This is a genomic window from Nocardia sp. BMG111209 (assembly GCF_000381925.1).
Taxonomy (GTDB): domain Bacteria; phylum Actinomycetota; class Actinomycetes; order Mycobacteriales; family Mycobacteriaceae; genus Nocardia.
In genome coordinates, this window is record NZ_KB907309.1 from 926,942 (window position 1) to 947,745 (window position 20,804).

General features: G+C 69.1%; 12 protein-coding genes. 8 read left to right on the forward strand and 4 right to left on the reverse strand.

Annotated features, from left to right (window positions below):
• Positions 1-191: 191 nt before the first annotated feature.
• Positions 192-563 carry a MarR family transcriptional regulator gene (locus G361_RS0135450; protein ID WP_019931892.1) on the forward strand — a complete coding sequence of 124 codons (372 nt, stop codon included), beginning with the start codon at positions 192-194 and terminating at the stop codon, positions 561-563.
• Positions 564-630: 67 nt separating this feature from the next.
• Here G361_RS0135450 and G361_RS0135455 read toward each other — a convergent pair whose 3' ends face one another.
• Positions 631-1,500, reverse strand: coding sequence for a helix-turn-helix transcriptional regulator (locus G361_RS0135455; RefSeq protein ID WP_019931893.1), 870 nt, complete (start codon positions 1,498-1,500; stop codon positions 631-633).
• Positions 1,501-1,994: 494 nt separating this feature from the next.
• Here G361_RS0135455 and G361_RS0135460 point away from each other — a divergent pair, with 494 nt between their 5' ends.
• Positions 1,995-2,489 carry a hypothetical protein gene (locus G361_RS0135460; protein ID WP_019931894.1) on the forward strand — a complete coding sequence of 165 codons (495 nt, stop codon included), beginning with the start codon at positions 1,995-1,997 and terminating at the stop codon, positions 2,487-2,489.
• Between the two features lie 73 nt (positions 2,490-2,562).
• On the forward strand, positions 2,563-4,755 hold the full coding sequence (locus tag G361_RS0135465; protein ID WP_155981956.1) for a molybdopterin-dependent oxidoreductase: 2,193 nt from the start codon (positions 2,563-2,565) through the stop codon (positions 4,753-4,755).
• 25 nt (positions 4,756-4,780) lie between these two features.
• On the opposite strand, the gene G361_RS0135470 is transcribed toward G361_RS0135465, so the two are convergent.
• A complete protein-coding gene (locus G361_RS0135470) occupies positions 4,781-5,185 on the reverse strand; it encodes a GtrA family protein (protein WP_019931896.1) in 405 nt (134 codons plus the stop codon).
• Positions 5,186-5,472: 287 nt separating this feature from the next.
• On the opposite strand from G361_RS0135470, the gene G361_RS0135480 reads away from it, so the two are divergent.
• The 5 genes from G361_RS0135480 to G361_RS0135500 all read left to right on the forward strand — a co-directional run bounded on the left by G361_RS0135480 (position 5,473) and on the right by G361_RS0135500 (position 18,845).
• Positions 5,473-6,930 carry an FAD-binding oxidoreductase gene (locus tag G361_RS0135480; RefSeq protein ID WP_036496190.1) on the forward strand — a complete coding sequence of 486 codons (1,458 nt, stop codon included), beginning with the start codon at positions 5,473-5,475 and terminating at the stop codon, positions 6,928-6,930.
• 16 nt (positions 6,931-6,946) lie between these two features.
• Positions 6,947-7,708, forward strand: coding sequence for a decaprenylphospho-beta-D-erythro-pentofuranosid-2-ulose 2-reductase (locus G361_RS0135485; RefSeq protein ID WP_019931899.1), 762 nt, complete (start codon positions 6,947-6,949; stop codon positions 7,706-7,708).
• A 236-nt stretch (positions 7,709-7,944) separates the two neighbouring features.
• The gene (locus G361_RS0135490) at positions 7,945-10,257 is read left to right on the forward strand and encodes an arabinofuranosyltransferase (RefSeq protein WP_019931900.1); all 2,313 of its coding nucleotides are present in this window, start codon (positions 7,945-7,947) and stop codon (positions 10,255-10,257) included.
• Positions 10,258-11,379: 1,122 nt separating this feature from the next.
• Positions 11,380-15,270 carry an arabinosyltransferase domain-containing protein gene (locus tag G361_RS48830; RefSeq protein WP_155981957.1) on the forward strand — a complete coding sequence of 1,297 codons (3,891 nt, stop codon included), beginning with the start codon at positions 11,380-11,382 and terminating at the stop codon, positions 15,268-15,270.
• Between the two features lie 179 nt (positions 15,271-15,449).
• Entirely contained in the window at positions 15,450-18,845 is a 3,396-nt protein-coding gene (locus G361_RS0135500) for an arabinosyltransferase domain-containing protein (RefSeq protein WP_019931902.1), read from the forward strand.
• Between the two features lie 122 nt (positions 18,846-18,967).
• Here G361_RS0135500 and G361_RS0135505 read toward each other — a convergent pair whose 3' ends face one another.
• Both G361_RS0135505 and G361_RS0135510 read right to left on the reverse strand, forming a co-directional pair.
• Positions 18,968-19,168 carry a DUF5988 family protein gene (locus G361_RS0135505; protein WP_019931903.1) on the reverse strand — a complete coding sequence of 67 codons (201 nt, stop codon included), beginning with the start codon at positions 19,166-19,168 and terminating at the stop codon, positions 18,968-18,970.
• Between the two features lie 86 nt (positions 19,169-19,254).
• Complete coding sequence (locus G361_RS0135510; protein WP_019931904.1) at positions 19,255-20,799, reverse strand: acyl-CoA carboxylase subunit beta; 1,545 nt, start codon at positions 20,797-20,799, stop codon at positions 19,255-19,257.
• Positions 20,800-20,804 lie beyond the last annotated feature (5 nt).

Here is a 20,804-nt window from a genome sequence, read left to right on the forward strand (position 1 = left end):
TGTCCAAGTCGTCGACATCGTCGTCGTCGCGAGCGACGAGTCCCGAAACTGCGCGAGCGACGAGTCCCGAAACTGCGCGAGCGACGAGTCCTGAAGGCGCGCGAGCGACGAGTCCCGAAGGCGCGCCGGCGGCGAGTCTCGAAACCGCCGCCTGCGGCACGGTCGATCGCTCCGGCCCGCGGTCCGGGCACGTGCGCAGCGAGGCCGATCTGGTGGGCCATTGGCGCGATCTGCTGGCCCAGCACGCCGCCGCCTCCTGCGCCCTGGAGAAGGAACTGCAGGGCCGGCACAGCATCGGGCTGAGCGAATTCGAATGTCTGGACCGGCTGGTCGACGCGGACTGCGAGAGCTACCGGATGAGCGATCTGGCCACGGATATCCACCTCTCCCAGAGCGCGCTGAGCCGGGCCGTCGCCCGCTTGGAGCGCGACGGCCTGGTCACCCGCGGCATGTGCACCGACGACCGGCGGGCCATCTTCGTCTGCGTCACCGATCGGGGCCGGCTGCTGCACGCGGCGGCCGCACCCACGCATCGCGCGGTACTCGCGGACACCCTGCACTGAACGACGAGACCGCGGGCCCGGCTATCGCCCGGCCCGCGGTCTCGGTTCCTACTGCGCTACGCCCCGGCTACAACGCGGCGCGGGCCTCGTCGATGGCCGTGCGGGCATCCATCGCCACGGCCTTGATGTCGGTGAATGCCGAGCGGTAGCGGTCGATCTCCGGTTCCTTGTCGTAATAGACCGAGCCGGTGAAGGTTTCGACGTAGACCACCGGCGGTTCCGGGACGTCGCCCGCGCTGTCCGGGAATTCCAGCAGCACGAACCGGCCGGAATCCATCCCGTCGTGATAGCCGGTGTCGGTGGGTACCACCCGGACCTCGACGTTGGGCAGATCGCACATCCGGCGCAGATGTTCCAGTTGTGCGACAACCACATCCGGGCCGCCGACGCGATGCCACAGCAACGTTTCGGTGATCACGGCCTCCAGCCGGATCGGCGAGTGCTCCCGGGTGATCGCGGCCTGCCGGGCGGCCCGGACGGCGATCCGGCGCTCCAGTTCGTCGGCCGTGATGTCGGGGCGTGCGCCGATCAGTACCGCCCGGGTGTACTCCTCACTCTGCAACAGGCCCGGGACCAGGTCGGTCTCGTAGGTGAACACCCGTGCGGCGGCCTCCTCCAGCCCGATGTAGACCTCGAATCCCTCGGCGATCACGTCGCTGAACTCGGTCCACCACCCGCGCGCCTTGGTCTCGCGGGCCAGCGCGGCCAGCGGTTCGACGATCTCGACCGGTGCGCCGTACACCTTGCACATCGCCTCGACATCGAGGCTGCGCAACGAGGTCTGCCCGGTTTCGATTCGCCAGATCTTCGCCTCGGACCACTCGAGTCGCTGCGCGGCGACCCTCGTGGTCATGCGGGCGCGGTTGCGCAGATCGCGCAGTTGCCGTCCCAATTGCCGGCGGGGCATGGTGGATCCGGTGATCGTGGATCCGGTCATTCCGTGCGGTGGTAAAGCCATGCTTCCCCCTCGTTCGTAGGCCGAACATCGAAACCGCCCTCACGGCCCATCGAACGGCAAAACTCAACGCCAGGACCCGGATTCCTCCTACCGGGTGTGCGATCGGATTCTTGCACAGCGGAAGATCTCACGGATACCGGTCGTGTCACATTTACGTCACCGTCGAGTGTGGGCCAAAGATGATTAGTTTCCGGCGCACCGTTTTCGGTAGATTTCGGCCGACGAACCGTCACGGCGAGCTCTCGAGTGGCTCCCAGACTGCGCGCATCGGGCTCGAAGGAACGGGGACCACAGTTGGTTGTGGTCGGCTCACCCCAGCGAGTCGCCAGACCATAGCCGAAGAGCATGAATTCGCTGATCTTGTGACGAATTCGGTGCCGCCCGAAAAAGTTTCGCGGACGTGTAACACGTACGAGGGCCCGCTCCGATACGCCCCATGAACAACGAAGCTCGACTTGGATCCACCCCGGGGAATGGAGAAGACAGTGCGTACGACGTTTCCGACTTCCGTCTCGGCCGCCGAGCTGGCTGCCTCCGCGCAGGACTACATCCAGCGCGGCTGGACGGTCGCCGAAACGGCCAACGGCATCTGCCTGATCACCGATGAGGACATCGCGGCGATCGAGGTCACCGGCGAACTCGCCGCCACCGTCCGCCGCTACCTCCGCGCCAACAACCTCACCGGTCCGATCATCGAGCTGCCGGGCATCGAACGCCGCGAGATCCACATCGTCGCGGGTGTTCGCAAGGCCGCCATGGCGATCCAGGCACTGCGCGAAGCCGGTGTGGTCGTCCACACCGACGGCGCGGGTGTGCCGCTGCCGCCGAGCCGCGTGTCGGCCGGCACCGCCGTCTGGTCCGTCGCGCCGCACGAGGCGCGCTGGACACCGCCGCTGGTGGCCGTCGCCGCCGCCATCCGCGCGGCCCGCTCCGGCCGCAAGCCGCAGGTCGCCCGCATCGCCAGCTGAATCGGGCGGGCCGGAGCCCCGGTCCGTCCGGTTCCACCGTTTTCTGTCGGAGCCGAGGGTCATGATGGATGCCATGACCACCCGGAATCTGCTCCGCACCTGCCCGCTGTGCGAGGCGGTGTGCGGGCTCGAAGTCACCCTCGACGCCGAGGATCACGTCACCGGCATCCGCGGCGATCGGCAGGACCCGTTCAGCCGGGGTTTCCTCTGTCCCAAGGGCGCCAGCCTCGGACATCTCGACGAGGATCCCGACCGGCTCACCCAGCCGCTGATCCGCGATCGCGCCACCGGCGTGCGCCGGACCGCCTCCTGGACGGAGGCCTTCGATCTCATCGCCGCGCGCATGCCGGCGCTGACCGCCGCGCACGGCAGCCAATCCGCCGCGCTGTACTTCGGTAATCCGAATGCGCACACCGTCGCCGGCGCCCTCTATCTCCCGGCGCTGCTGCGCGCCCTGGGTACTCGTAATCTCTTCTCGGCCAGTACCGCCGATCAGATGCCCAAGCAGGTCGCCAGCGGGCTGATGTTCGGCGATCCGCTCGCCGTGCCGGTCCCCGATCTGGACCGCACCGATTACCTGCTGATGCTCGGGGCCAACCCGCTGGAATCCAACGGATCACTGTGCACCGCACCGGACTACCCGGGCCGGATCAAGGCGCTGCGGCGGCGCGGCGGCCGGTTCGTGGTGGTCGATCCGCGGCGCACTCGCACCGCCAAGCAGGCCGACGAGCACGTCTTCGTGCGGCCGGGCAGCGATGCCTATCTGTTGTTCGGGATCGTGCACACTCTGTTCGCGGAGGAGCTGACCACTGTCCGGGTCGAGGTCACCGGCCTCGACGAGATCCGCGCCGCCGCAGTGCCGTTCACGCCCGAGGTGGTGTCCGGGCGCACCGGCGTCCCGGCGGCGACCGTGGTCCGGCTGGCGCGCGAACTGGCCGCCGCGCCGACGGCGGCCGTCTATGCCCGCATCGGCACCTGCACCGCCGAATTCGGCACCGTCACGCAGTGGCTGGTCGACGTGATCAATACGCTCACCGGCAATCTCGACTCCCCCGGCGGCGCGATGTGGGCCACGCCGGCCACACTCGGCATCGTCCGCACCCGGCCGTTCCGGCTCGGCCGGTGGACCAGCCGGGTGCGCGAACTACCCGAGGCCATGGGCGAATTCCCGGTCGCGACCCTGGCCGACGAGATCGAGACCCCGGGCGAGGGGCAGATCCGGATGCTGGTCACGGTCGCCGGTAATCCGGTGCTGTCCGCGCCCAACGGCGCTCGGCTCGATCGCGTACTGCCCGGTCTCGACTTCATGGTGAGCGTCGACCGCTACCTGAACGAGACGACCCGGCACGCCGATGTCATCCTGCCGCCGCCGCGCACCCTGCAGTCGCCGCACTACGACTTCGCGCTGCTGGCGTTCGCGGTGCACAACTACGCCCGGTACTCGCCGCCGCTGGTCCCACTCGACGACCGGCCCTCGGAGTCGGAGGTGGTGGCCCGGCTGGCGCTGGCGCTGCTCGGCCAGCAGCCCGAGCCCGGCCGCACCGCACTGGAATCGGTCGACGAACTGGTCATCGCCGGCACCCTGCACAAGGCCGGGATCCCCGAACGCCGCGGCGATCTGCTCGGCGCCGACACCACCGAACAGCGGCTCGATCTCATGTTGCGGCTCGGGGCGTACGGCGAATGGAATCCGGCCGCGCTGCCCACGCCCTACGGTCCGCTGAATCTGAAAGTACTGCTGGACAATCCGCACGGAATCGACCTGGGCCCGCTGCGGCCGCGGCTTCCCGAGGTGCTACGGACCACCGCCCGCGCGGTCGATCTCGCCCCCGCACCGATGCTCGCCGATGTGACCCGGCTCACCGGCCGGCTCGCCGACGCCGCACCCGATGTCGTGCTGATCGGCCGCCGCCAGCTGCGGTCCAACAACAGCTGGATGCACAATGTGCCGACCCTGGTCGGCGGATCGAATCGGTGCACGCTGCATGTCCATCCGGACGATATGACCCGGCTCGGCCTGGGCGAGCGTGCGGTGGTGAAGTCCGCGGCCGGCGCGATCACGGTGGTGGTCGAGCCGAACGGCGACATCATGCCCGGGGTGGTCAGCCTGCCGCACGGCTGGGGCCACGCCGACACCGCGAGTCAGACGGTGGCGAGCGCGCACGCGGGTGTCAGCGCCAACGTGCTGACCGACGATTCCGTGGTCGACGTACCGTCCGGGAATGCCGTCTTCAACGGGGTGCCCGTCACCGTGAGCCCGGCCTGAGCCGGCCCGGTCGAGACGTGCGGGTTCAGCGCAGTTTGAAGATCACCGCGCGCTGCACCACGAAGTTGATCACTGTGGCGGTGCCCTGGGCGATCACGAAGGCCAGCGGCTTGCGCCACCACTGATCCTCGAGCGTGAAGTAGAGGAGCTGGTTGATCCCCACCTGCACGGCGAAGGTCACCGCGTACAGCACGACGACCGCCAGGAAACGCTTGCGGCTGGGCTCGGCCCGGAAGGTCCAGCGCCGGTTGATCAGGTAGGCCGTTGTGGTGCCCGCGACGAAGCTGACCGATTTGGCCGCCGCCACCGGCAGTCCGGCCATGCCCAGCAGCACGTACAGCCCGTAGTCGATGATCGCGGAGAAACCGCCCGACAGTACGAACCGCACCAGTTGCGTCTTCAGGTCCGTGGCGACCTGCTGCTCGTCCATGACGGGCAGGTCGACCGGCAGGGGGACATGGGGCTCCGCACTCACCCGCACGAGCGTAGCGGGGCCGGGCGGTCACCACGAATCTGTTCGAGACATCGTGTGCGGGGCAACGGCGACGATCACGTGCGATGATCTTGCCGCGCCGCACCGCGTGCGCCGTCGGTTCGGATCCGCACAGCCGGATCGTGAGCCGGTATACGGGCCCGACCTGTGACATCGGTCCCGAACCCGGGTGACGTGGACGACACCCGGCCCTTTGTCGGGTCATGCCTGTAGCCTCTATCCCGATGTCCACGAATGCTCAGACCTCCACAGCGGTGGCCTCGGCCGAGACCACGACGGGTACCGACACGTACTCGCTACCGACGCGTATGCGGCGGCTCACGGGATGGGGTCGTACCGCGCCCACCTCCGCCGAAGTGCTCTCCACCGGCGATCCGGAGCTGATCGCGAAGGCCGTTGCCCTCGTCGCCGAGGAGAACGAGTCGAAGCCGGCCCACCTGCGCCGCGGTGTCATCGCGCGCGGCCTGGCCCGCTCCTACGGAGACAACGCCCAGAACGCCGGCGGCCTCGTCGTCGACATGACCGCGATGAGCCGCATCCACCGCATCGACCGTGACACCCATCTGGTCGACGTGGACGCCGGCGTCAACCTCGACCAGCTGATGCGGGCCGCGCTGCCGTTCGGCCTGTGGGTTCCGGTGCTGCCGGGCACCCGCCAGGTCACCGTCGGCGGCGCCATCGGCTCCGATATCCACGGCAAGAACCATCACAGCGCGGGCAGCTTCGGCAACCATGTGCGCTCGATGGACCTGCTGACCGCCGACGGGCAGATCCAGCACATCTCCCCCAAGCGCAACGCGAAGCTGTTCTGGGCCACCATCGGTGGCTGTGGTCTGACCGGCATCATCCTGCGGGCCACCATCGAGATGACGCCGACCGAGTCCGCGTACTTCATCGCCGACGGCGATGTCACCGCCGATCTGGACGAGACGGTCGCCTTCCACAGCGACGGTTCCGAGGATCGCTACGCGTACAGCTCGGCCTGGTTCGACGCCATCAGCCCCGAGCCGAAGCTCGGCCGCGCCGCGATCTCCCGCGGCAACCTGGCGAAACTGGATCAGCTGCCGCCGAAGCTGCGCAAGGATCCGTTGCGGTTCAACGGCAAGACCTTCTTCACGGTGCCGGACATCTTCCCGAACGGGCTGGCCAACAAGTACACGTTCACCCCGATCGGCGAGCTCTGGTACCGCAAGTCGGGCACCTATCGGGGCAAGGTGCAGAGCCTGACGCAGTTCTATCACCCGCTCGACATGATGGGTGAGTGGAACCGCGCCTACGGCTCGCACGGCTTCCTGCAGTATCAGTTCGTGGTGCCGCCGGAAGCGGTCGAGGAATTCAAGAACATCATCCGCGACATCCAGCGGTCCGGGTTCTACTCGTTCCTCAACGTGTTCAAGCTGTTCGGGCCGGGCAACCAGGCCCCGCTGAGCTTCCCGATGCCGGGCTGGAACGTGTGCGTCGATTTCCCGATCACGGCCGGGCTCAACGATTTCGTGACCGAACTCGACCGCCGGGTCCTGGAATTCGGCGGCCGGCTCTACACGGCGAAGGATTCCCGCACCTCCGCGGAGACCTTCCATCAGATGTATCCCCGGATCGACGAGTGGATCAAGGTCCGCCGCAGCGTCGATCCGCACGGTGTGTTCATGTCCGATATGGCGAGAAGGCTGGAGCTGCAGTGAGCGGTGAGATCACCAAATGATCAACGCAGTGGGTAATCCGCAGGCGATTCTGTTGCTGGGCGGTACCTCGGAGATCGGTCTGGCGATCGTCGGCGAGTACCTGAAGAAGGGCCCGGCCCGCGTGATCCTCGCCGCCCTGCCGAACGATCCGCTGCGCGCGGACGCGGTGGCGCAGGTCGAGGCCGCGGGCGCCGCTTCGGTCGAACTCGTCGACTTCGACGCGCTGGACACCGGCAGCCACCCCAAGGTGATCGAGGCCGCGTGGGCCGAGAGCGATGTCGACGTGGCGATCGTCGCGTTCGGTATCGACGGCGACGGCGAGGTCTTCTGGCAGGACCAGCGCAAGGCCGTGCTGATGGCCGAGATCAACTACACCGCCGCGGTTTCGGTGGGCGTACTGCTCGCCGAGAAGATGAAGGCGCAGGGCTACGGCCGGATCCTGGCGATGTCCTCGGTCGCCGGCGAGCGGGTGCGCCGCTTCAACTTCGTGTACGGCTCGACGAAGGCCGGCCTCGACGGCTTCTACCTCGGCCTCGGCGAGGCGCTGCGCTCCTTCGGCCCGCGGGTGCTGGTCATCCGGCCAGGCCAGGTGCGCACCAAGCTGTCCGCGCACGTCAAGGAGAACGCGCTGACGGTCGACAAGCACGACGTGGCGGCCGAGGCGGTCGCCGCGGCCGAGAAGGGCCGCGAGATCATCTGGGTACCCGGCACCTTCCGCTGGGTCATGATGATCCTCCGCCACATCCCGCGGCCGATCTTCCGCAAGCTCCCCATCTGATCCACCGCGAGCGGCTTCGTGCCGCTCGCAGGAAGGCGCTCTCCGGCCCGCCGGAGGGCGCCTTTTCCGATGCGTGGGGTGACGGCGCGGCCACCGGTTGTCCACAGGCGGCCGATTGTCCACAAGGTTTTCGCGACCCCGGTGACCGGCATGCACGGACCGTCCGGGTTTCGCGGCTACTTGTAGGCTGACCCACGGCCCATGGTCCACAGGCTATGAAGAGGTGCGGAGGCGGCGTGCGAGAACTGGTCCGGCAGGTCGGCGGGGGGCTCGGCGAGGCGGTGCTCGCGATCGTGGTCGCGGCGGTCGTCGCGGCCGTCGGGCTCGAGGCGTTCTCGGTCGTGCACTGGCCGGCGTTCAACTCCTCCAACGTGACCCGGTCGATCACCACGGTCGGGCAGGTCGTGACGATCGCACTGCTGGTCGGCGCGGTCGCGCTGATCCGGCTGCGCCGGGCCCGCCGGTTCGCCGAAGTGCTGACCTGGGTGGGTATTTCGGGCTTCGTCACGGTCACGCTGGGTATGCCGCTGGCGGCCACCAAGCTGTATCTGCTGGGTATCTCGGTGGATCAGGAGTTCCGTACCGAATACCTCACCCGGCTCACCGACACCGCAGCCCTGCACGACATGACCTATGCCGGGCTGCCGCCGTTCTATCCGGCAGGCTGGTTCTGGATCGGCGGCCGCGTGGCGAATCTGCTGGGCGTCGCAGGCTGGGAGGCGTTCAAGCCCTGGGCCATCATGTCCCTGTCGATCGCCTCGGTACTCGCATATGTGTTGTGGTCGAAGCTGATCCGAGCCGACTGGGCGGTTGCCGTCGCGGCGGTGACCACGGTGGTGATGGTGGCCTACGCCTCACCCGAGGCATACAGCGCCGTCCTGGTCATCCTGTTCGCACCGGCGATGGTGCTGGCCTGGGGAGCGCTGTACCGCCCCGAACTAGCCGACGACGCTCGGCCGGACACGGTCGAAACTCGATCTACCACCGCCGAAACCCAGTCGGCCACCGCTGAAGTCCAGCCAGCCACTGCCGACGCCCGACCTGCCACTGCCGACACTCGGCCAGCGACCGCCGGAACCCAACCTGCCACGGCCGACATTCGGCCAGCCACCGCTGAAACCCGGCTGGCCACTGCCGAAGCCCAACCGGCCACCGCCGCCGCCCGGTCAGCGACCGCCGAAACCCATTCAGCCACCACCGAAACCCGGTCGGCCACCACCGAAACCCAAACTGCCACGGCCGACACTCAGTCAGCCACCGCTGAAACCCGGCTGGCCACTGCCGACTCCTGGCCAGCCACCGTCGACGCCCGGCCGCCCACCGCTGACGTCCGGCCGGCCACCGCTGAACCCCGGCCGACCACTGCCGGGGGTTGGGGGGCGGTGCTGGGAACCGGGTTGTTCCTTGGTGTTTCGGCGATGTCCTACAGCTTGTTCTTCGTGGTGGCGGTATTCGCCGTCGTGCTGATGGGACTGCTGGCCTGGCTGTCGCTGTGGTGGCAGCAGCGGACGAATCCGTGGCGGCTGTTGTGGCCCATCCTGATTCGGCTGATCGGGATGGGGGTGCTCGCCGGGATTCTCGCCCTGCTGGTGTGGGCGCCGTATCTGGCCAAGGCGCTCACCGGCGGCCGGGCTCTGTCGAACACGGCCTTCCACTATCTGCCGGAGTCCGGGTCGCAGTTGCCGCTGCCGATGTTCGAGTTCTCGCTGCTGGGTGCGCTGTGCCTGGTCGGCACGGTCTGGCTGGTGTTGCGGTCGGTTCGTTCGCGGCGGGCGCAGGCGCTCGGGATCGCGGTGGTAGCGATCTATCTGTGGTCACTGCTGTCGATGGCCGTCACCGTCGGCGGCACCACGCTGCTGTCGTTCCGGTTGGAGCCGATCCTGCAGGTGCTGCTGGCCGCAGCCGGGGTGTTCGGGCTGGCGGAGGGCGGCCGCGCGATCTACCGGGCGCTGAACGAGCCACAGCGGTTCCGGACGGTGGCCGTGGTGGTGTCCGTGCTGGCGGTACTGGCCTTCGCCCAGCACATCCCGAACATCCTGAGCAACGAGATCACCACCGCCTACACCGATACCGACGGCAACGGTGAACGCGCCGACAAGCGCAGCCCGTCCGCGGTGTCCTGGTACCGGGCCGTCGACGCGGCCCTGCTCGCCGACACCGGACGCCCCCGTGACCAGACCGTGGTGCTCACCGCCGACACCAGCTTCCTGGCCTACTACCCCTACTTCGGATTCCAGGCGCTCACCTCGCACTACGCCAATCCGCTGGCCGACTTCGCCGGCCGCGCCCGGGAGATCGGGCATTGGAGTTCGCTGAAGACACCTGCCGAACTACTCGACGCGCTCGCCGCCAGCCCGTGGCGGACGCCGGATGCGTTCGTATTCCGCACCAGCGGGGACAACTACACCCTGCGCCTGTCCGAGGACGTCTACCCGAACGACCCCAACGTGCGGCGCTACACGGTCACCTTCCCCAAGACGCTGTTCGACGATCCACATTTCCACAGCACGGTCGCCGGCCCGTTCACGGTGATCACCGTCCAACGCTGAAACCGGCCCAGCCCAGCCTGGTCGACCGAACTTCGACCGGCCTGGTGACTGGACCGGCCATACCGACCGCAGCGTGGACCGGCCCAATCGACCGCGACCAGACCAGCCCAGTCGACTGCGACCGGGCCCGCCATACCGACCACAGCGGGGACCGGCCCGATCGACTACACACGGACCGGGCCGATCGACCGGACAGGACCGGCCGCAGCGGGAGTCGGTCCGATCGACCCGCGCACGGACCGGGCTGATCGACCGCGACCGGACCGGCCATACCGACCGCAGCGGGGGCTGGCCCAATCGACCGCGACCAGACCAGCCCAGTCGACTGCGACCGGGCCCGCCATACCGACCACAGCGGGGATCGGCCCAATCGACTGCACACGGACCGGGCCGATCGACCGGACAGGACCGGCCGCAGCGGGGGCCGACCCAATCGACCGCGACCGGACCAGCTCGGTCGACTGCGACCGGATCCGCCATACCGAACGCAGCGGGGATCGGCCCGATCGACCGCACACGGACCGGGCCGATCGACCGGACAAGACCGGCCGTACCGACCGCAGCGGGAGTCGGCCCGATCGACCGCACACGGCCGGGCCGATCGACCGCGACCGGACCCGGCCGAGTTGACCGCACCGGGACTGGCCCAGTCGACGGCACCGACACCGTTGACCGCATCGGGGCCCGTCCTGGTCGACACGCACCCGGACCGTCCCGGTCGGCGCACCCAGACCGTCCCGGTTGGCCGCACGCGGACCGTCTTGGTCGACCGCGAGCCGCAGATCGGGATCCGTCGTGCGGTGGGGGGAGGACCGCCACCGCCACTGTGCCGATGGATGTGCGCCGGCTGGCGTGGCGTCATCGCGATTCCGGACGGTCGATGACCGGCCGGAATCGGAGTGATCGGGGTAACAGTCGGCCGGGGACGACCCTCGGCTGTGCACAAGTCTGTGGACTACTGCACATTCCTGTGGATAAGTCGCACTTCTGTGGATAACTCGGGCCATTGGGGGCCGCTCACGGCGGCCGGGTGAGCGATTCGGGTGGTTCCCGGGCAGGCTCCCGTCCCGGGTGGTGGATGCCGGCAGATTCCACGACCCGTTATGGCTAGCATCGTGCTTCGTGCGCGCAGACTCCCCGGCGTTGTCCCGGATCCGGCTGATCGCTTTGCTGACAGGTCTGTTCGGTGTGCTGCTGGCGGTGGCGGTTCCGCTGCTGCCGGTGCGCCAGGACCGAGCCACCCTGGATTGGCCGCAATCGTCGTCACTCGAGGTACAGGCCCCGCTGGTGGCGTATGTGCCGCTGGCCGTGGATATTTCGGTGCCGTGCACCGCGTTCCGCGATCTGCCCACCGGGACGGTACTCGCGACCGCGCCGACCCAGGCCGATCAAGCCGCGGCAAAAGGGCTGGTCGCCAAGGTGATCGGTGCATCCACCACCCCCGGTGCCGAAACCGGAAGCGGCACGGGCGAATCGGGCACAGCCGGTGCACCGGGTGCAGCCACGAATGCACCGGGCGGTTCCGGTGCGGCCGGCGGGCCGGGCTCGGCCGATACGGCGGGTGCGGCCAATGATTCGGGTGCGGCGAGCGGGCCGGTGTTGTCGGTGATCGTGCGCGATATCCCGCTGTTGCATGTGCCGGTGGCCGAGATTGCCGAGTGCTCCTCGCTCACCGTGCATTCCACGGCGACGGCAACCACCGCCGAGCTCGTCGGGGCTCGGCGTCACGACGGCACGCCGTATCTCACCACCGTCACCAGTGATGCGCGGCCGCAGATGGTCGGCGTCTTCACCGATCTGGATCGGGGGCGGCTGGGCAACGCGCATCTGCACGCCGACATCGATACCCGGTTCACCTCCTCGCCCAGCGCGATCAAGCTGGTCGCGATCGTGGGCGCGGTATTGCTCACCCTGATCGCGCTGATCGCCCTGCATCTGCTCGACACCACCGACGGTCGCCGGGATCGGCGGGTGCTGCCCTCTCGTTGGTGGCGGTTGACCTGGGCGGATGCGGTCGCGCTGGGCACGCTGGTGCTCTGGTATCTGATCGGCGCCAACACCTCCGACGACGGATACATCCTGACCATGGCCCGGGTGTCGCGTCACGCGGGCTATATGGCGAACTACTACCGTTGGTTCGGGGTGGCCGAGGCGCCGTTCGGCTGGCCGTACGAGGTGCTGGCGTGGATGGCCCGGCTCACCGACGCGGGGCCGTGGATGCGGCTTCCCGCACTGCTCGCCGGGGTGCTGTGCTGGCTGGTGATCAGCCGGGAGGTGTTGCCGCGGCTGGGTTGCCGGGTCCGGCGCGCCCGCGATGTCCACGACGATCGGCAGGAGCGGATCCTCGGGCCGGGACAGCGGCGGCCGGGTCATCCGGAGGCCCTGCGGATCAGCGGGGTCGCGCGCTGGACGGCGGCGCTGGTCTTCCTCGCCGCCTGGCTGCCCTACGACAACGGGCTGCGGCCGGAGCCGCTGATCGCGCTCGGCGCGCTGCTCACCTGGTGTTCGGTCGAGCGGGCCATCGCCACCCGGCGGCTGCTGCCCGCGGCGCTGGCGGTGCTGATCGCGGCGTTCTCGCTGGCCGCCGGGCCGACCGGGCTGATCTGCCTCGCGGCGCTGATCGCCGGATCCCGGCCGGTGTTGCAGGTGCTCGTCGCGCGGGCCCTCGGCCGGCCGGCGGGTGCGGCGGTCTCCGGCCCGGCGGGTCGGGCTGCGACGGTTGCCCATACCGCGCCCGGTACGGCAGCACCACGTACCACGCCGGACACGGCGACACTGGATACAGCGGCACCAGGTACGCCACCGGATGCGGCGCCATCAGGTACCGCGCCCGATGCGGCGACACTGCGCACCACGCCAGATACGGCGACACCGCGCGCCACCCCAGACGCGACAGCATCGCGCGCCACCCCAGACGCGACAGCATCGCACACCACGCCCGACACGGCGGCATCGCACACCACGCCCGACGCGGCGGCATCGCACACCACGCCGGACGCGACAACATCGCGCACTGCGGTACCGCGCACCACGCCGGACGCAGCGACGTCGCGTACCGCGGAATCCCGTGCGGCGGGCTCGGCCTGGCTGCGGTTCGCGGCGTTGCTGGCGCCCGGGATCGCCGCCGGGACCCTGGTGCTGGTCGTGGTCTTCGCCGATCAGACGTTGGCCTCGGTGCTGGAGGCGACGCGGGTGCGCAAGTTGGTCGGGCCTGATGTGGCCTGGTTCGACGAGCGCACTCGGTGGGACTCGTTGCTGATGTTGTCGCCGGACGGTGGGTTGGCCCGGCGTTTCGGCATTCTCGGGATGTTGTTGTGCCTGGGTGTCTGTGTGCTGGTGATGCTGCGCAAGAACGGGCGGATTCCGGGTACCTCGCGCGGGCCCGCGGTCCGGGTGCTCGGCATCGTCTTCATGTCGCTGTTGTTGATGATGTTCACGCCCACCAAGTGGACGCATCATTTCGGGGTGTACGCCGGGCTCGCCGGTTCGCTGGCGGCTCTCACCGCGATGGCCGTGGGCAGCAACAGTATTCGCGCGCCCTACCATCGGTCGCTGTTCGCGGCGGCGGTGTGTTTCCTGCTGGCGGTCACCTTCACCGGATCCAACGGCTGGTGGTACGTGTCCAGTTACGGCGTGCCGTGGTGGGACAAGCCGCCGATGATCGCGGGGAAGGGCTTCTCGACGGTATTTCTGGGGCTCGCGGTGTTGTGCCTGCTGGTTGCGGCGTGGCGCTATTACCGGCAGCCGTATGTGGCGGCTCGGCCGGTCCGGCGCCGGTTCGATCGGTTCGCCGTCGAGCCGTTGACCATCGCGGCCGCGGCGATGGTGTTGTTCGAGGTGGCCTCGTTCGGTAAGGCGGCGGTGACCCAGTATCCGGCGTATTCGCTCGCTGAATCGAATTTCCGGGCGCTGACCGGGCATCCGTGTGCGCTGGCGGACGAGGTGCTGGTGGAGACCGATACCGCGGATTCGCTCCTGCAGCCGTATTCGGGGGCCGCGAAGGACGGGCTGGCCGCCACACCCGGGGACAACGTCGGCTTCACCCCGGACGGGGTCGCCGACGACCTGACCGCCGATCCGGACGAGACCGTGGCCGGCGGCGCCAATTCGACCAGCGCCAACACCAAGAACAAGACCACCCGCACGACCGCCGCCGGGACCGGTGGCGGCACCGCCACGGCCGCGGGGGTGAACGGCAGTACCGCGCTGCTGCCGTTCGGGCTGGATCCGGCCCGGACCCCGGTGCTGGGCAGCTACACCACCGGCGACAAGCAGCAGGCCCACCTCACCTCGCAGTGGTACCGCCTCGATCCGGCCGCCCGGCAGGATCCGGACCGGCCGGTGCTGGTGGTGACCGCGGCCGGGCGGATCAAGTCGATCAACAAGGACGGTGTGGTCAGCTACGGCCAGGATCTGCGGGTGGACTTCGGCCATCGCAACGCGGACGGGTCGTTCGCGCCGCTGACCTCGGTCCTGCCGCTGGATATCGGCGGCGCGCCGTCGTGGCGCAATCTGCGGGTGCCGTTGGATCGGGTACCCGCCAACGCCGACGCCGTGCGCCTGGTCGCGGTGGCCAACGACCTGACCGCGCGGCAGTGGCTGGCCGTGACGCCGCCGCGGCTGCCACGGGTGGCCACGCTGGACGATGTGGTGGGGCGCACCGATCCGGTGCTGGCGGATTGGCATGTCGGACTGGCCTTCCCGTGCCAGCGGCCGTTCGACCACGCCGACGGGGTGGCGGAGGCCCCGCGCTGGCGGATCCTGCCCGACCGGGTCGGCTCCGACGCGGCCAACGCCTGGCAGGACGATATCGGTGGCGGTCCGCTCGGCTGGACCGGACTGCTGTCGAAACCGGCGACGGTGTCCACCTACCTGAACCACAACTGGGATCGGGACTGGGGCGAACTGGAGCGCTTCACCCCGTACCGGCCGGATGCCGCACCCGCTGCCATCGACGTCACGGTCCGGGATCGCTGGGGCCTCGGGAAGGACGCGCCGATCAAGACACGCTGATCGCCGGATTCCGACCGGTACCGAATTTCCGGCCCGCCGGAGTACCGAATTTCCGGCCCGCCGGAGTACCGAATTTCCGGCCCGCCGGAAGCGACGGATTTTCCGTCCGGACGGAATCTCCTGTGTGCTCGTGTGCACTGTGGGCGGATATCGGCTCGATGCGGATACCATTCCCAACCGTGTCCGATGTCGCAACCGCTGTCCTGACGAAACCGGCACCGCTACCACCGGTGCCCAAGCCGAGCGATTACCGTGCCGCGCGGCTCATCGCCGCCATCGCGGGGCTGCTCGGGGCACTGTTCGCACTCGCCACCCCGTTCCTGCCGGTGGTGCAGACCACCGCGGAGGTGAACTGGCCGCAGAGCGGGGCGATCGGCAATATCGAGGCGCCGCTGATGTCGCAGGTGCCGGTCGATCTGCGCGCGAGCATCCCCTGCACCCTGGCGGCGCAGTTGCAGCAGGGCGGCCTGCTGCTGAACACGGCCCCGCCGCAGGGCGATCGGTCGGCGCTGCAATCGCTGTTCGTGCGCGTCACCGAGGATTCGGTGGACGTGGTGGACCGCAACGCCATCGTCGCGACCGCCAAGCGCGCCGACCTCGGCCGCTGCACCTCGATCGATATCAGCTCCGACGCCACCCACACCAGCGCCGCGTTCACCGGGCTCACCGCCACGGTCGAGCGGCCGGTGGCCGGTGGTCCGGCGGGCGCCACCGAACAGGTCACCGTGCCGGTCGAGGGATCCCTCAACGGGGATCTGCGGCCGCAGGTGGTCGGCGTGTTCTCCGACCTGAAGGGCGCGGCGCCGGCCGGGCTGTCCTTCCACATGACCGTCGACTCCCGGTTCACCTCGCACCCCACGCTGACCAAGATCGTGGCGACGATCGCCGCGGTGCTGTGCACGCTCATCGCGCTGCTGGCGCTGGCCCGGATCGACCTCGCCGACGGCCGCGGTCACCGCCGCGTCCTGCCGGCCCGCTGGCTGCGGCCCACCTGGGCCGACGGCGCGGTGATCGGCACGCTGGGCATCTGGCACTTCATCGGCGCCAACACCTCCGACGACGGCTACATCCTGACCATGGTGCGGGTGGCCCCGCACGCGGGCTATCTGGCCAACTACTTCCGCTGGTACGGCGTACCGGAGGCGCCGTTCGGCTGGTACTACTACGTGATCCAGGAGTTCGCGAACTTCTCCACGGCGAGTTGGTGGGTGCGGATCCCGGCCCTGCTCTGCGGCATCCTGTGCTGGCTGGTGATCAGCCGGGAGGTGCTGCCGCGGCTGGGTCGCGGCACCCGCGGCGCGCTCGGCCGCAATCTCCTGGTCCGGGGCGATTCCATTGCGCTGTGGACGGCCGGCATGGTGTTCCTCGCGTTCTGGCTGCCCTACGACAACGGCCTGCGCTCGGAGCCGATCGTGGCGCTCGGCGCGATGCTGACCTGGGTATCGCTCGAGCGGGCCATCGCCACCAGCCGGCTGCTGCCGGCCGCGATCGCGGTGTTCTTCGCGGCCTTCACCCTCGCGGCGGCGCCGACGGGCCTGATGTGCGTGGCCGCGCTGCTGGCCGCCATCCGCCCGCTGGTGCGGATCGTGGTGCGCCGCCGCCGGGAGTTGATCGCGCGGGGCGCGGGCCGCTGGCTGGGCGCGACGGTGCCGCAGCTGGCCCCGATCGGCGCGGCCGGGGTGCTGGTGCTGACCGTCGTCTACGGCGACCAGACCTTCGCCAATATCCAGGAGGCCGACCGGATCCGGCAGATCACCGGCCCCAACCTGGCCTGGTGGGAGGACTACCTCCGCTACTACTACCTGTTCGTCCAGACCGTCGACGGTTCGGTGTCGCGCCGCTTCGCCTTCCTGGCGATGATCCTGTGCCTGATCACCACCGCGCTGGTGCTGTTGCGCCGGCGGCAGGTGCCCGGCCTGGCCTCCGGGCCGACCTGGCGGCTGATCGGCATGGTCGCCGGGACGATCTTCTTCATGATGTTCAACCCGACCAAGTGGACGCACCACTTCGGCGCGTACGCCGGTATCGCCGGCGCGCTGGCGGCGGCGACCGCGGTCGCGGTGTCGCGGACCACGCTGCGGTCGCGCAAGAGCCGGTCGATCTTCCTGGCGGCGCTGCTGTTCGTGCTGGCGGTGTCGTTCTCGGGCACCAACGGGTACTGGTACGTCTCCAGTTACGGCGTGCCGTGGTTCGACAAGCCGGTGCAGCTGCACGGGCATCAGTCCAACACCATCATGCTGGTGCTGTTCGGCCTCGCGCTGGTGCTGGTGGGCTGGCAGGCGCTGCGCGAGGACTATGTGGCACCGCCGGGCGACCGGCCGCGGCGCGCGGCGACCGCGCGCTGGCTGGCCGGGGTGCCGCTGACGATCGTGGCGTTGCTCATGGTGGCGTTCGAGGTGCTGTCGCTGGCCAAGGGCGCGTACTCGCAGTACCCGTCCTATTCGCTGGCCCGCTCGAATTTCGATGCGCTGGGCGGCAATTCGTGCGGTCTCGCCAACGATGTGCTGGTGGAGGGAAATGCCAACGGCGGCAACCTGACTCCGATCATCGATCCGGCACACCCGCCGAAGAACGGTGACCCGCTGGGCGGTGAGAATCCGACGGGCTTCGACCCCAACGGAATTCCCGACACGCTGAAGGCCGATTCGGTCGAGGTGAAGCCGGGCTCCGGCAACACCACCACCCAGTCCGTCGGTATCAACGTGGCCGACGGGCAGAGTGCCGGCACCGGCGGCGGCCGCATCGCCGACGCCGGGGTCAACGGCAGTACGGTGGCGCTCCCGTTCGGGCTCGACCCGAAGACCACACCGGTCCAGGGCAGCTATCAGGCCGGGATCCAGGAGCCGGCGCATCTGACCTCCAGCTGGTACCAGTTGCCGGCGCGGTCGTCGCAGTCACCGCTGGTGGTGATCTCGGCGGCCGGGCGCATCCTGTCCTACGACACCGCGGGCGCACTGCAATACGGGCAGGACCTGGCGGTCGAGTACGGCAAGCGCAACGCCGACGGCACCGTCACCAAGCTGGGCGCGACCATCCCGCGCGATATCGGCCCGGCGCCGTCCTGGCGCAACCTGCGCGTCCCGATGGACGCGCTGGCGGGCGACGCCGACGCGATCCGCATCGTCGCCAGCCGGAACGTGCTGATCGGCGATCAGTGGCTGGCCTTCACCGCACCGCGGGTGCCGGTCCTGCAGACGCTGGGCGACTACATCGGCACCAAGCAGGAGGTGCTGGAGGACTGGGCGGTGGGCCTGCAGTTCCCCTGCCAGCAGCCGTTCCTGCACCGCGACGGCGTGGCCGATATGCCGAACTTCCGGATCAAGCCGGACCGGCCGCTCGCGGTCAGTTCGACCGACACCTGGCAGGCCGAGGAGTTCGGTGGCGTCAACGGTTTCGCGAACATGCTGGCCGGCGCCTCGACGATTCCGACCTATCTGAAGGGCGATTGGGCGCGGGACTGGGGTTCGCTCGAGCGCTACGACCGCTACTACCCGAATGCCACTCCGGCCAGGATCGATACCGGGGAGCAGACCCGATCGGGATTCTGGACGCCGGGTCAGATTCGGATGTACTGAGTCGATCGGGCCATCCGCGCGCGGATCGCGGCGGATCGGCTCGGTGAAGTTCGGAACGGGCGGGCGGCGTACTCGGTACGCCGCCCGCGGCTCGTCTTCGGAACCGGACCGGGTGAGCGGGATCAGTGTTCGATGTGCTCGAACCATTCGTAGACGGGCAGGCTGCCCTCGGTGGTGTCCCGCCGGCGCGGGGTCGCGCGGAAACGCTCGTAGCCGCCGTCGTGCGGAACGCGTAACTCGATACCCGGTGGAGTGATCGGGACGATCCGCTGCGACAGGTCGGACGGTCCGCCTTCTAGTACAGCCTTCGGTGAGCTACCCATAGCAGAAGGCTCTCATACAGTGGTCGCCGGTCCCGCGGATTCCGGCAAAGACAATGGTTGCGGTCGTGTTCCGGCCGGTCGGACGGTCAGAACGGGAACAGGTGGTGTTTGCGCGGATTGCGGATGAGCTTCTTGTCCCGCAGCAGTTGCAGGGCCCGGCGAATTTCCAGGCGCGTGGCCGCGGGCTCGATCACCGCGTCCACATAGCCGCGCTCGGCGGCCACCCACGGCGTGGCCATGGTCGCGTTGTAGAAGTCGATCATCTGCCTGCGCAGAACCTCGCGCTGATCCTCCGGCGCGGCCGCCAGCTGTCGCGCCCCGATCAGGCTGATCGCGCTCTCCGCGCCCATCACCGCGATCCGGGCGGTGGGCCACGCCAGATTCACGTCGGCGCCGAGCTGTTTGGAGCCCATCACCGCATAGCCGCCGCCGTAGGACTTGCGGATCACCACCGTCACCTTCGGCACGCTGGCCTCGACGTACGAGGCGATGAACCGCCCGCCGCGCTTGATGACGCCGATCTTCTCCTGTTCGACCCCGGGCAGGAATCCGGGTGTGTCGACGACGAACACCAGCGGAATCTCGAACGCGTCGCAGATCCGCACGAAATGCGCGGCCTTGTCGGCGGTGCGGGCGTCCAGCGCGCCCGCGAACATCATCGGCTGATTGGCGACCACGCCCACCGCGCGGCCGTCGACCCGCGCGAAGCCGGTGATCAGATTGCGGCCCGCCGCCGCGCCGACCTCGTGGAAGTCGCCGTCGTCGAAGATGCGCAGCAGCACGTCGTACATGTCGTAGGCGGCGTTGTCGGCATCCGGCACGATCGCGTCGAGTTCCCGGTCGCTGTCGGTGATCTCGGGTTCCAGACCCGGATTGATCACCGGGCCCTGTTCCTGGCAGCTGGACGGGAAATAGCTCAGGTACTGCCGCACCCATTCGAACGCCGCGGGCTCGTCCTTCGCGACGTGGTGGATGTTGCCGTACTGCGCCTGGCTGTGCGCGCCGCCCAGCTCCTCCAGGCTGACATCCTCGCCGGTGGCCTCCAGGATCACCTTCGGGCCGGTGACGAACAGGTAGGCCGATTCGGTGGCCACCAGCACATCGGTGTTGATCGGGGCGTAGACCGCACCGCCGGCACAGCTGCCGAGCATCATCGAGATCTGCGGCACCATGCCGGACAGCGGCTCCTGGCGGCGGCCCAGCTCGGCGTACCAGGCCATGGAGGTCACCGCCTCCTGCACCCGCGCGCCGCCGGAATCGTTGATGCCGACCACCGGGCAGCCGACCTTGGCCGCGAATTCGTAGATCGCGGCCACCTTCCGGCCGAACATCTCGCCCACCGACCCGCCGTACACGGTCTGGTCGTGCGAGAACACCGCCACCGGGCGGCCGTCGACCAGGCCGTGCCCGGTGACCACGCCGTCGCCGTACAGCGCGTCGGGGTCACCGGGATTGCGCACCAGCGCACCGAGTTCCACGAACGTCCCGGGATCGAGCAGCATGGCGATCCGATCCCGGGCCGAGGGGATGCCCTTGCGGGTCCGTTTCGCTACCCCCGCTTCGCCTGCCGGCTCCTGCGCCACTTCGAGCTTCTTGCGCAGTTCGGCGAGTTTCTCAGCGGTAGTGCTCACAGATC

What these genes read in the sequence shown, in the direction of transcription:
- G361_RS0135455 (WP_019931893.1), bottom strand. Translation starts at nt 1,500, where the DNA reads ATGACCGGATCCACGATCACCGGATCCACCATGCCCCGCCGGCAATTG.
- G361_RS0135460 (WP_019931894.1), top strand. Translation starts at nt 1,995, where the DNA reads ATGGAGAAGACAGTGCGTACGACGTTTCCGACTTCCGTCTCGGCCGCC.
- G361_RS0135465 (WP_155981956.1), top strand. Translation starts at nt 2,563, where the DNA reads ATGACCACCCGGAATCTGCTCCGCACCTGCCCGCTGTGCGAGGCGGTG.
- G361_RS0135470 (WP_019931896.1), bottom strand. Translation starts at nt 5,185, where the DNA reads ATGGACGAGCAGCAGGTCGCCACGGACCTGAAGACGCAACTGGTGCGG.
- G361_RS0135480 (WP_036496190.1), top strand. Translation starts at nt 5,473, where the DNA reads ATGTCCACGAATGCTCAGACCTCCACAGCGGTGGCCTCGGCCGAGACC.
- G361_RS0135485 (WP_019931899.1), top strand. Translation starts at nt 6,947, where the DNA reads ATGATCAACGCAGTGGGTAATCCGCAGGCGATTCTGTTGCTGGGCGGT.
- G361_RS0135505 (WP_019931903.1), bottom strand. Translation starts at nt 19,168, where the DNA reads ATGGGTAGCTCACCGAAGGCTGTACTAGAAGGCGGACCGTCCGACCTG.